We start from the raw sequence: 12,461 nt of genomic DNA, 5'->3' as shown, positions 1-12,461 counted from the left end.
TTCCCTATAATCAGAAAAGGGAAACACGGATAGGCCTGGAGGGAACGCGATATCCAGTTCATTGACCCTACGTGAGTTTGCTCATCCGCCCTCGCTAACGGTCAACTGCTAATTTTTAGATTGAGCCCTAAAACATATCCATTTTTCGGTCTTGATAGCGCTTGAGTGCCGCCTCACCCACCATGACCTCACAACGATAAATCGGCATTCCCTTGCCTACGAATTTGCTTTCGTATTCTGTCAGCACATGTGCCTCATTAATACCATCCTCGTGAAGGCTGAGCGTAATGTCGCTCATTTGCAAGCCCACTGCCGAGAATGCATTAAGCGAAAATTCGAACAAGACACGGGAATCGGTCTTGAAGTGAATTTCCCCGTCGTCGTTCAGCAGGGTACGATATTTCTCAAGGAACCGTGGATGCGTCAGGCGTCTACGCCAGTGCTTCTTCTTCGGCCACGGATCACTAAAATTCAAATAAATTCGTTCCACTTCTCCAGGTGCAAAAAATTCCTCAATCGTTTCGATATTGCCCAGCGCCAAGCGAACACTCTGTGGCTCGCTGCCATCGTACTCAGCCCACTTCGCTCGTACCTTCTCACTCCCGCGGCGAATCAACTCGTCATACATATCCATCCCGATGAAATTAACGTCGGGGTATTTGACACTCATACCGCTGATGAACTGCCCTTTGCCCATACCAAGTTCAATGTGAATCGGTCGGTCATTGCCGAACACCTCAGCCCAGCGTCCTTTATATTCCTTAGGATGGAGCACCACCAATTCCTGCTGCTGCTCCAAGTTTTCCCGAATCCCTTTTCTACCGCGTAAACGCATGCTATTCCTCCGCTTTCGTGTTATCCATTCCCTGCATATTTTGCCGAAGATCGTCGTAAAAGTAAAGACCACAATGAAAAAGGAATCAAACGGCCGCCGGGGAGACGGAACGGATGATTCCTCTTTCGATATATTTTGGAATTGGGGTTCCACGAATTTGATACTATCAAAATAACATATTCTGTAACCCTTCGCAAGGAAGACGGCAGGCTCTATTCCCCTTTTGGCACAAAATTTGATACAATGAATCAAGTAGAAGCGGCGAATCTACAGCATTTTTTTAGATGAATAAATATACAGAAGAAAATTTTGTGACAGATTGAAGGAGTTATGATGAGCATACAGATGACAACCTCTCCCACCTTATGGGGAGACAAGAGATTTCATACATGGAATACAGAAATGCGCAGCCAGTTCGGCGAAAAGGTGTTCAAGGTCATGCTGGATGCCGGATTTACCTGCCCTAACCGGGATGGTTCGATCGCCAAGGGGGGCTGTACGTTTTGCAGTGCTCGGGGATCGGGAGATTTCGCCGGTAGCCGCCGGGACGACCTGGTGACTCAATTCGGCACGATTCGCGACCGTCAGCACCAGAAATGGCCGCACGCCAAATACATCGGTTATTTTCAGGCCTATACGAATACGTATGCACCGGTAGAGCAGCTGCGTGAATACTATGAAGCTATCCTGGAGCAACCAGGCGTTGTTGGCCTATCCATCGCCACCCGTCCGGACTGCTTGCCAGACGATGTGGTTGATTATCTTGCTGAGCTGAACGAGCGGACTTATCTTTGGGTGGAGATGGGCCTGCAGACGGTCCATGAATCCACCTCTGAGCTCATTAACCGGGCCCATGATACGAAATGCTATACCGACGCAGTAGAGAAACTGCGCAAACGGAACATCCGCGTCTGTACCCACATTATTTACGGGCTGCCGCAAGAAACCCATGAGATGATGCTTGATACTGGACGCGCCGTTGCGGCCATGGATGTGCAGGGGATCAAGATTCATCTGCTTCATCTGATGCGCAAGACGCCGATGGTCAAGCAATACGAAGCCGGCTTATTGCGCTTTCTGGAGCAGGATGAATATGTTAAGCTCATCGTGGATACTTTGGAATTCCTCCCACCGGACATGATTGTCCATCGCCTGACGGGAGACGCCCCACGCGATCTCTTAGTAGGTCCGATGTGGAGCCTGAAGAAGTGGGAAGTGCTCAATGCCATTGATGATGAACTAAAGCAACGGGATACATGGCAAGGCAAATACTGGAGGGGGCGCTAGGCATGGGCTTTCTCTCCGTGTTAAGCTTCGCCCATAAGCTTGTAATTGAACGGCTCACTCCTGGCGATATCGCCGTCGATGCTACGGCTGGAACCGGCGCAGATACGTTATTTCTGGCCAAAGCATGCGGAGCCAAAGGCCAAGTTTTCTCTTTTGATATTCAGCAGCAAGCCCTTGCCTTGACCCAAGCCAGGATGGCGAAGGAAGACACCGGCTTGATTGCAGATGTTACTCTGCTGAACGTAAGTCATGCCCAGATGGAGCAAGAACTGCCCGTGAATGTGCATGGACAGGTAGCTGCCGTCATGTTCAACCTTGGCTACCTGCCGGCCGAAGGGGCAGATCCGGCATTAATTACCGTTCCTGACAGCACCATCCCCGCACTGGAGGCCGGACTTCGTCTGTTGCGTCCACGCGGTGTCTTGACCGCAGTTCTCTACCCCGGGCATCCGGGTGGAGAGATTGAAGCGGCGGCTGTCGAGGATTGGGCGAAAGCTTTGCCTGCGTCCATGGGACAGACTATCATCTATAGGCAATTGCAGCGACCATCTGCACCATACTTAATCGCAGTTGATCGAAAATAAATCTTGAAGAGGTAGCACTTGAAATGAACAATTGCATGGGGGGCATACTAATGGGGATTCGCAAAATTGAACATATAGGAATCCGCGTTTCGGCGCTGGAGGACTCCATTGAATTTTATGAACGAATTATCGGTATGAAGCTGCTTCATACCATTGGGGAAGTCGACGATGGACTTCGTCTGGCTTTTCTGGCCTTTCCCGGGCAGGAAACGGTAGAAGTCGAACTGATCAGCATCAAGGATAGCGAAGAGTTGCCGAATGAAGGTAAGGTCCACCATCTCGCCTTTTCGGCCAGTGACATTGAAGAGGAATATGCACGGATTTCTTCGCTGGGCCTCTCCGGCCTGGACCCGGAGATCCGCGATCTGCCGAGTGGGGCCCGCTTCTTCTTCTTCAATGGCCCGGATGGGGAGCGAATTGAATTCTTTCAGCCCACGTTTCTGGCCTGATTAGTTAGACCTAACATAAAGAGTGTGAGAGAGGGATTGACGTATGGAGGAACTTACGTTTACCTTCGATAATGGAACAGGTCATGACGTCTTCGTCTACCGCTGGCGGGCTGAAGACTCGAAGACGCCTCCCGTGGGCATCCTGCAAATTGCGCACGGGATGGCAGAAACGGCCAAGCGTTACGAGCGATTAGCTCGTAGCTTGACTGCCTGCGGCTATATCGTATATGCCAGCGACCACCGGGGACACGGGCGTACTGCGGGCTGCCCGGAGGAGCTCGGCTATCCTGGCAGCGACGGCTTTACCGGCATGGCAGAGGATATGCTGGCATTATCCGAAATTATCCGGCAAGAGCAGCCAGGATTGCCGCTATTTCTGATGGGTCACAGCATGGGCTCCTTCTTGACGCAAAAAGTCATGTACCTGGCGCCGGAACATTATAGCGGCTTTATTCTCTCCGGTACCAACGGCCCCCGCCCTTTGCTCACCTTGGGCAAGAGCCTGGCTCGTGTGCAGTCCAGGCTCCAGGGGGACAGCCACCGGAGCCTGCTGCTAAATGCAGTAACCTTCGGTGGCTTCAATCGCAAATTTCTGCCCGTCAGAACGCCCTTTGACTGGCTGTCCAGCGATGAGCAGGAGGTGGATCGGTACCTGGAAGATCCGGAATGCGGTTTTCTATGCAGTGCAGGCTTCTTCTACGATTTCTTCACCTTGCTCCAGGAGATTCATCAGCCCCGCAATATGCAAAAAATTCCGAATCACAAGCCTGTTTATATCTTTGGCGGAGAACTTGATCCGGTTGGCCTGAATGGTGCTGGTGTGCGCCGCTTGGCCAAATTGTACCAACAACTTGGCCTCCAGGATGTCGAGACCAGGTTATATCCCGATGGTCGGCACGAAATGCTGAATGAAATCAACCGGGATGAGGTCACGAAGCATTTATGTGACTGGCTGGAGCGGCATCTGCCGGAGTAGACGGTCGCCAGTATGGTGTTGTTGGTTGCAATGCAGTGTCAGTACGCAAAGAAATAGCGGGTAACGAGCGGGATTCCTCCCGGCTCGTTACCCGCTTACTTGATTATATGGACGATGCCCCTCCCGATAGAGCCATCTGGTTCGGTGATACCAAGAAATACACGGGACGCTCGCCTAGCTCCTGCTGATAAAGAACAACCAGCAGCAAGCTCTCAGGCAATACGCCCTCTCGTGCCGTGTCCAACATCGGATCAAGCTCAAGCTGAACAGCGGCATCCACATGCTCTCTTAGCGCCAAAGGCACTTCCTCCAAGACGGCATACTTTTGCAAATCACGTTCCTCAAGGCCATATGCTTTATAACGTGCCGGAAGCAGAGGCGACTGTCCTGCCAGCACCTTAAAGCCTGTGCTGCGCCGCTCTTTATTCATGCGGTCCTCCCACCAGATTTTGCGGGGCTTATATTTATGTTCCAGCAAATAATCCAGCTTCAACAAGCCAAGCACAATCTCTGGCTCGTTCATCCCCCGATGCTCCAGGAAAGCATACAGACGGGTAAATAAATCCTCAAGCTGATGCCCAATACGTTGCCAGCCCTGTTCCTCCCAATAGTCGCCAAATTCCTGAAAGAAATCAAACGGAGATTCAAACTCACGACTAATCAGATACTCCAGCGTATGATCCATGCGATGGGCATTCCAATACTTCTCAAGAATGTCCTCCAATCGCTTCAACCGGATCACATCCGAGAACGGCAGGATATCATTACCTAAAATCTCGTAGGGCGCATGATCCATAAATGTATAATTATACTTGGCCGCTTCATTGCGCAGTCCCGTTCCCCGCAGCATTTTCAGAAATCCAAGCTGCAATTCCTCCGGACGCATGGCAAATACATCGTTGAAGGTTTTACGGAAGGAGAAGTAGTCCTCTCCCGGCAGCCCGGCAATCAAATCAAGATGCTGGTCAATTTTCCCGCAGTCCTTGATCTTCATAACCGTCCGGGTGAGCTTGGTGAAATTTTGCCGCCGCTTGACCAGTTCATTGGTTGCATCATTCGTCGACTGTACCCCGATCTCAAAGCGGAAGATTCCCGGCGGCGCATTCTCCGCCAAGTAATCCAGTACCTCTGGCCGCATAATATCGGCTGTAATCTCAAATTGGAATACGCAGCCCTGATGATTCTCAATCAGGAACTGGAACATTTCCATCGCATAGCTGCGATTAATGTTGAAGGTCCGGTCCAGGAACTTGATGATCTTGGCACCATGCTCAATCAGGTACAAAATATCAGATTTCACTCGCTCGATATCGTAATAACGCACCCCCACCTCTACACTGGACAGGCAGAACTGACAGTTAAACGGACAGCCCCGACTCGTCTCAAAGTAGACTATGCGTTTGCCCAAATCGGGAATATCATCCGCAAAACGATGTGGCGATGGCAGCGTGTTAAGATCAGAGTTGGGACGTGGAGGATTAACGACGATCTCCTCCCCCTTACGATAAGCTGCGCCAAAGACATAATGGAACTTCCTTTCACCTGACAGCTCTTGAAGTAAATGATGGAACGTCTCCTCCCCATCTCCCATGACAATAAAGTCCACATCGTCACACCGCGCCATAAAATGTCTGGCATCATAAGATACTTCCGGGCCACCGAGTATAATTTGAAGCTCCGGCAGCACCTTCTTGAGCAAAGTCGCCAGCTTAAGCGTCTCTTCAATGTTCCAGATATAGCAAGAGAAGCCAACTACGTCTGGCCGTTTCTGAAATAGATCGGAGACGATATTCATCACCGGATCTTTAATGGTATACTCCGCCAGTTCAATATCAAATTCCTTTTCGCTATAGGCCTTCAGCAGGCGGATCGCCAGCGAAGTATGAATGAATTTTGCGTTCAACGTTGCCAATATGACTTTCACAGGCTCACAACCCTACTCCATATTTTGAAAAAAATCCAGAAACGGCTTCCCATATTTACGATACTTGACCTCACCTACGCCCTTGATCTTCAGCATGTCCGCTTCACGGGTTGGGCAAACGACGCTCATTTCGCGCAAGGTCGCATCGTTAAATATAATATAAGAGGGCACATGTTCCTTCTCCGCCAAGTCCCGGCGAATTAAGCGCAATTGCTCGAACACCGTCTCGTTGACCGCTGATGGGCCATCGTCGTAGCTACGGCGCCGTGAGCTGCCAGATGGACGACTTGCCGCTGTTGGCTCTGGGGCCCGCAACATCACCTGCTCGCGGCTTTTCAGCACCTCCACTGCCAGCGGCTGTAAACGCACTACCGGATACTGCCCCTCGGACAAGGCCAGATACCCCTCGGCAATAAACACATTAATCAGCTCAGAGATTTGCTTCTCCGTCTGGGTACGCAGCATCCCATATGTAGGGAGCTTCTCGAAGCCATACTGTAGCACTTTCTTGTTCTGTGAACCCTTGAGCACCGAAGCGACCAGGGAAACGCCAAACCGCTCCCGCATTCGGTGAATACAGGAGAAAATGATTTGTGCCTCCCTCGTCATGTCCACCAGTTCGCGTTCGTCTCGGCAGGAGCTGCAGATGCCACAGGGCTTATGGTCATGCACCTCACCAAAGTAATCCAGCATCGCCCAGCGCAGGCACTTTGTCTGATAGCAGTATTCCACCATCTGCTGAAGCTTGCGGTACTCATTGCGCTTCCGTTCGTCGTCCTGAGGGTTTTGTTCAATCAGAAATTTCTGGGTCATGATGTCCTGTGGGCTGAACAGCAAGATACATTCGCTGGGCTCGCCGTCCCGCCCGGCCCGGCCCGCCTCCTGAACGTAAGCCTCCATATTCTTAGGCATATTGAAATGAATAACATACCGAACGTTAGACTTATCAATGCCCATGCCAAAAGCGTTTGTCGCTACCATGACCCGGATATCATCGTAAAGGAAGGCCTCCTGGCTCTCCTCCCGCTCCTTATCGGCTAAGCCTGCATGATAGCGTCCGGCGGGAATACCTGAACGACTTAGCCGCTCATAGAGATCGTCCACCTCTTTGCGGGTAGCCGCATAAACAATCCCCGGCTGGTGAGCATGGGTATTGGCATAATTCAACACAAATTCCTTCTTGTTCTCACCGCGAAGTACGGACATCGACAGGTTGTCCCGTCCCAGGCCCGTGACGAACACCTCCGGCGTATCCAGCCTTAGCAGACGAATCATGTCGTCCATAACCTCTGGCGTAGCCGTAGCTGTGAACGCAGCCAGGATCGGCCGCTGTGGCAAGCTCTCCACGAACGGCGAGACGGCCAGATAGCTCGTCCGGAAGTCATGCCCCCATTGTGAGACGCAGTGCGCCTCGTCAACCGCTACGCAGGAGATGGTCAAGCCGCTCATTTCCTCGCGGAACCAATCCAGCTCCAGCCGCTCCGGCGCTACATATAGCAGCTTGAGCTCACCCCGCCGTGCCGCGCGGATGCGGTCGTTGACTTCTTTTCCCGACAGTGTGCTGTTGATATAAGCAGCGGATATCCCGGTGGCTGTTAGTGCATCCACCTGATCCTTCATGAGTGAAATCAGCGGCGACACGACTAGCGTCAGTCCTGGCAGCATCAGTGCGGGGATCTGATAGCAGATCGATTTCCCCCCGCCCGTTGGCATGATCCCCAAGGTATCCGCTCCAGACAGCACGCTGGCCACTATACGCCGTTGTCCTTCACGAAAATCGGGATAACCGTAATATTTTTGCAGCAATTGCTGCGCTTGTTCCATCGTTAATACATCCGTGGTCATTTCAGCATTTCTCCTAACATCCCATTCAAAGACTTCATGAATTAAGTTTAACGAGGTTTGCCGAATTGGGCAACCGAATCCATCCAACCCGGGATATGGAACCATTCCCTCTGCCCGTGGTATAGTGAGCTTGTATAAATGTTTTGAGGATGGAGACTGGAAATGAAAGAAAACAAGCATGCTACCCCGCGAAATAGCAAAAAGAATAGCTCCGCCAATCCGGCGAACCGCTCCAAGCCCTATGCCGCCAAACGCGAACAAGCGGAAGAAGTGCGCGCCGGTGACCGTATTGTCATCACGATCAAGAGACTGGGCATCAACGGGGAAGGCGTAGGATATTATCGCCGCAAGGCCGTATTTATTGAAGGCGGCATCCCCGGGGAGGTCGTTAAGGCCGAAGTTGCCAAGGTTGATCCCAAATATATAACCGCTCGGATCAAGGATATTGAGAAGCGTTCCCCTGGGCGTACGGATGCCCCTTGTCCCGTTTTTGACGTATGCGGCGGATGCCAGATTCAGCATATTAAATACGAGGGACAACTTGCGGGTAAGGAGGACATCATTCGCGAGGCCTTCTCGCGTTATGCCGGCTTGCAGGAGCTAAGAATGAAGCCGATGCTCGGTATGGATCACCCCTGGGGGTACCGCAACAAAGCCCAGCTTCAGCTTGGCACCTCCCCAAAGGGCATCATCGCAGGACTATATGCGGCTGATTCCCACCGCTTAATTGATATTACCGGTTGTCCAATTCAGCATCCCAAGGTCAATGAAGTGGTAGACAAGACGCGAGGGATACTAGAGCGCCTTAACATACCGGTGTATAAGGAGAAAAGCAATCAAGGCCTTGTGCGGACGATCGTGGTCCGCGTAGGATTTCAATCAGACCAGGTCCAAGTGACCCTGGTCACGGCGAATGACAAGCTCCCCCGTCGGCAGGAGCTTGTCAAGGAGCTTCGCCTTGCCCTTCCGGGTCTCACCTGTTTGGCGATGAATGTCAATCCCAAGAATACCTCACTTATATTCGGGCAACGAACCAAAATTCTTTGGGGCTCCGAAGGAATTCAGGAATCATTGGGGGATCTTGACTTCTCTCTGTCCCCTCGCGCCTTCTTCCAGCTTAATCCGCTGCAAACGGTCAAACTGTACGAGTCGGTACGCACAGCAGCCGGACTAACGGGACAAGAAACGGTGGTTGACGCCTATTGCGGCACAGGAACTATCGGCTTATGGCTAGCCCCTTATGCCAAAGAGGTACGCGGAATTGAGTCAATCTCGGAAGCGGTCGAGGATGCTAGGGCCAACGCAGAACGAAACAAACGCACCAATACTTCATTCCATACGGGGTACGCCGAAGAACTGCTGCCCCGCTGGGTCAAGAACGGCTTCTCGCCGGACGTCATCGTCGCCGACCCGCCCCGTACCGGGCTGGATAGCCGCTTCCTCGAAGCTGTGCTGCGGACGAAGCCGAAGCGCTTTGTGTACGTCTCCTGCAATCCCTCCACCCTGGCCAAGGATTGCAAAATCCTGCTGGATGGCGGATACAAGCTGGAATGGCTCCAGCCGGTCGATATGTTCCCGCAGACAAGTCATGTGGAGTGTGTGGCAAAGTTGGTACTTCAGTAAAACAAGGAGGGGCCTATGGTGAGCAAAGTGACTAAAAACGTTTTCTATGACGATCTTCAGGAGGCTAATAATTTCAAGCAGCTTGAGTACAGATTGCTAGGCGAGTCGAATCTTCCAGGTCCACGGGCGAATCTAGGCGTAGCTTCCGCCTTTGCAGATGCCTTCGCATCAAATGAGGTAACTCGCGAAGCTTGGGAATTGATTGTGGATTGGAGCCAAATATCGGATGCTCCCACGGATGATCCCCGTGAGTTCTTGCCTTTTTCCGCGCTACAGGCGATGGGGGCCTACTACCGCTACGCAGAGTCTGCTCGGCGAGAAATCATCCTGAATCGTTGCCATGTAGCGATGATTGACTCCAGATGGCGGATGCGTGAAGCTGCTGCAATCGCCCTGCAAAGAATTGGGGAACAAGATTTTGAAGTGCTCCAAAGCTTGTTTGATTCGATGTTTAGCTCGGCTGGGGCACTGGAAAAGCGAGCCTTTATAGCAACTTTAGCCCACCCTCCCCTGCTCAAGGAACCTGCTCATGCTTTGTATGCGCTGAAGCTATCCGAGCAAATTCTAAATGAGATTATTGCTGGACAATCCCGCTATAATACGGAAGACTTTCGCATTCTGTCCAAAGGTCTGGAGTATGCGCTCAGCGTATTCGTGGAACATGCCCCTGAAGCAGGCTTTCAATTGTTGGCCAAATTTGCCGTTACTGAGGACAAACGGATGTTGAAGATTATAAAATCCAATCTCGGCAAAGCTAGGCTAACCAAAAAATTCAGTCAGGATGTGCAGCGCATCCATCTACTGACAGGATTATAATAACAGTTAGGATTGTGACTTAAGGAGCACTGTAAAATAGTGCTCCTTTTTTTCTTGCCTCAAAACCCGAATACCAACTTTTTTTAAAAATTATACCCATTTCAAGTATCTTTGTAATATAATGTACTGTATCAATAAGTACACTTAATAACAGAAGGAGGGGCGTTGTGGAAATCATCATAAGTAGTAATACCAGTAAGCCCATTTACGAGCAGATCACCTCACAGATCAAAGCCATGATTATGAGTGGCGAATTGCCAACCGGCACCCCTATTCCTTCTATGCGGGCATTGGCTAAATCCATCCATGTAAGTGTCATTACGGTTCAAAAAGCATATGAGGATTTACAGAGAGATGGCTTTATCGAAACAACCGTTGGCCGTGGGAGTTTTGTATCGGCACAGAATAAGGATTTTTATCAAGAAGAGCAACAGCGATTAGCGGAAGAACATTTGCAAGAGGCTGCTGAAATTGGGCGAACGAGTGGAATTTCGTTAGATAAGCTGGTTGAACTTTTGACGATGTTCTATCAAGAGGAGGAATAACGGTGGAAGCCATTTTACAGGTGGAGAATTTGACCAAACAATACGCTGATTTCAAGTTAGACCATGTTTCGTTTTCTGTTCCTAAAGGGACTATCATGGGGCTGATTGGCGAGAATGGAGCAGGGAAAAGCACCACGATCAATGCAATTCTTGACCTTATCCATAAGGACGAGGGCACGGTTACTTTTTGGGGACAGGAGTTATCTTCATCCAAGCAGTATAAAGAGGACATCGGCGTTGTATTTGACGGTATCAACTTCTATGATACGCTGACCCCCGTGCAAGTTGGTAACATCTCCAGAATCGCTTATAAACAATGGGACCGAGATCTATACCAAGGATATTTGAAAAGGTTCCACCTTCCCCTGGACAAAGAAATTAAAACGTTATCCAAAGGAATGAAAATGAAATTGAGCCTGGCTGTGGCCCTCTCCCATCAACCAAAATTGCTGATTTTGGACGAAGCTACCAGCGGTCTTGATCCGGTCATGCGAGATGATATTCTTGATGTTTTTCTGGATTTTGTCCAGGACGAAAACCACTCCATCTTGATGTCCTCCCACATAACAACGGACTTGGAGAAAGTTGCCGACTATATCACTTTTATTCACCAGGGCAAACTCCTTTTTTGTAAAACGAAAGACGAATTGCGTTATCGCTACGGCATAATTCGCTGCGGCGCAGCCATCTTCGACCAAATTGATAAAGCCGATATCCTTGCGTACCGTAAAGAGGATTATCAATGGAATGTGCTGGTGTCTGACAAGGAAAGGGCCAGAAGAAAATATAAATCCGCAGTAGTGGACGATGCTACGATTGACGATATTTTGCTGCTATATGTGAAAGGAGAGCAAGCCAAATGAAAAGCCTCATTTTAAAAGATTTATATAATATTCGGCACAACGCAAAGTCCATGCTATTCATTGCTCTGATACTTGCTGCTGCTCTTATTCCTACATCGGGTGTGGCAGAATATATATTTGTATGTGCTATCTTGCACAGTATGCTGATAATGACTACTTTTTCGTTTGACGACAATTCCAAGTGGACACGATACGCTATGATCATGCCTGTTTCCAAAAAAGATTTGGTGGCCAGCAAGTTTATCGTGTTGTTAATTTTCTCTGCTATTGGTTCGGTAATGGGATTGATCATCGGTACTGTTGGCGGAACGATAGCAAGCAAGATTACATTCAATTTGGCAAGCATTTATGAATTATTAGTTGTGGCTTTAGCGGCATTGGTTGTGGCTATGATTTTCGGTGGTATTTCGATCCCCCTTGTATTCAAGTTTGGAGCGGAGAAAGCTCGTATGCTTCTATTGATCTCCTTCTTGATCCCTGCTGCCATTGGTCTGGGTGTATATCAGTTGTTAGCTGCGCTTGGTATTGTTCTCACAGAACAGTATGTTATCATTCTGCTTGGTTGTTCCCCGATGATTGCATTTCTTTGGGACTACATGATGTATAGAATTAGCTATCAGATTTTTTCTCATCGAGAGCTTTAGCGAATAAATGACCCTACATTTACTATAAAGATTAGAACAGGAGTCATGCTTGATTTGACTTGCTGTTATT

Annotated in this window: 12 protein-coding genes; 9 read left to right on the top strand and 3 right to left on the bottom strand. The window is 49.9% G+C overall.

The annotated features are described in order from the left end of the window. Window positions 1-127 precede the first annotated feature (127 nt). Window positions 128-835, bottom strand: coding sequence for a tRNA (guanosine(46)-N7)-methyltransferase TrmB (gene trmB / locus AC1VOR_RS20750; protein WP_482620690.1), 708 nt, complete (start codon window positions 833-835; stop codon window positions 128-130). Between the two features lie 333 nt (window positions 836-1,168). Here trmB and mnmL point away from each other — a divergent pair, with 333 nt between their 5' ends. Genes mnmL through AC1VOR_RS20730 form a run of 4 tightly spaced genes read left to right on the top strand, consistent with a single transcriptional unit; the run spans window position 1,169 to window position 4,131 of the window. Next, window positions 1,169-2,122, top strand: coding sequence for a tRNA modification radical SAM protein MnmL/YtqA (gene mnmL / locus AC1VOR_RS20745; RefSeq protein ID WP_482620694.1), 954 nt, complete (start codon window positions 1,169-1,171; stop codon window positions 2,120-2,122). Between the two features lie 2 nt (window positions 2,123-2,124). Beyond that, complete coding sequence (gene mnmM, locus AC1VOR_RS20740; protein WP_482620689.1) at window positions 2,125-2,706, top strand: tRNA 5-(aminomethyl)-2-thiouridylate-methyltransferase MnmM; 582 nt, start codon at window positions 2,125-2,127, stop codon at window positions 2,704-2,706. A gap of 50 nt (window positions 2,707-2,756) precedes the next feature. Further along, complete coding sequence (locus AC1VOR_RS20735) at window positions 2,757-3,155, top strand: VOC family protein (RefSeq protein ID WP_482620688.1); 399 nt, start codon at window positions 2,757-2,759, stop codon at window positions 3,153-3,155. 43 nt (window positions 3,156-3,198) lie between these two features. Beyond that, window positions 3,199-4,131 carry a lysophospholipase gene (locus tag AC1VOR_RS20730; protein WP_482620686.1) on the top strand — a complete coding sequence of 311 codons (933 nt, stop codon included), beginning with the start codon at window positions 3,199-3,201 and terminating at the stop codon, window positions 4,129-4,131. 103 nt (window positions 4,132-4,234) lie between these two features. Here AC1VOR_RS20730 and AC1VOR_RS20725 read toward each other — a convergent pair whose 3' ends face one another. Continuing rightward, a complete protein-coding gene (locus tag AC1VOR_RS20725) occupies window positions 4,235-6,055 on the bottom strand; it encodes a B12-binding domain-containing radical SAM protein (protein WP_482620684.1) in 1,821 nt (606 codons plus the stop codon). 12 nt (window positions 6,056-6,067) lie between these two features. Further along, window positions 6,068-7,900, bottom strand: a complete 1,833-nt coding sequence (recQ, locus tag AC1VOR_RS20720; RefSeq protein WP_482620682.1) for a DNA helicase RecQ — start codon at window positions 7,898-7,900, stop codon at window positions 6,068-6,070. Between the two features lie 162 nt (window positions 7,901-8,062). Here recQ and rlmD point away from each other — a divergent pair, with 162 nt between their 5' ends. The 5 genes from rlmD to AC1VOR_RS20695 all read left to right on the top strand — a co-directional run bounded on the left by rlmD (window position 8,063) and on the right by AC1VOR_RS20695 (window position 12,391). Next, a complete protein-coding gene (gene rlmD / locus AC1VOR_RS20715) occupies window positions 8,063-9,523 on the top strand; it encodes a 23S rRNA (uracil(1939)-C(5))-methyltransferase RlmD (protein ID WP_482620680.1) in 1,461 nt (486 codons plus the stop codon). A 15-nt stretch (window positions 9,524-9,538) separates the two neighbouring features. Further along, entirely contained in the window at window positions 9,539-10,339 is an 801-nt protein-coding gene (locus AC1VOR_RS20710; protein WP_482620679.1) for a hypothetical protein, read from the top strand. A gap of 167 nt (window positions 10,340-10,506) precedes the next feature. Then, window positions 10,507-10,884 carry a GntR family transcriptional regulator gene (locus AC1VOR_RS20705; RefSeq protein WP_482620677.1) on the top strand — a complete coding sequence of 126 codons (378 nt, stop codon included), beginning with the start codon at window positions 10,507-10,509 and terminating at the stop codon, window positions 10,882-10,884. A gap of 2 nt (window positions 10,885-10,886) precedes the next feature. Continuing rightward, window positions 10,887-11,747: an ABC transporter ATP-binding protein gene (locus AC1VOR_RS20700; protein ID WP_482620675.1), complete on the top strand. Its 861-nt coding sequence runs from the start codon at window positions 10,887-10,889 to the stop codon at window positions 11,745-11,747. Next, window positions 11,744-12,391, top strand: a complete 648-nt coding sequence (locus AC1VOR_RS20695; protein WP_482620673.1) for an ABC-2 transporter permease — start codon at window positions 11,744-11,746, stop codon at window positions 12,389-12,391. The genes AC1VOR_RS20700 and AC1VOR_RS20695 overlap by 4 nt, the downstream gene beginning before the upstream one ends. The last annotated feature ends 70 nt before the right edge of the window (window positions 12,392-12,461 follow it).

Source organism: Paenibacillus sp. 1SOY10 (assembly GCF_056836745.1).
Note: the sequence above shows the minus strand (reverse complement) of the source record. Positions and strands in the feature narration are given on the sequence as shown.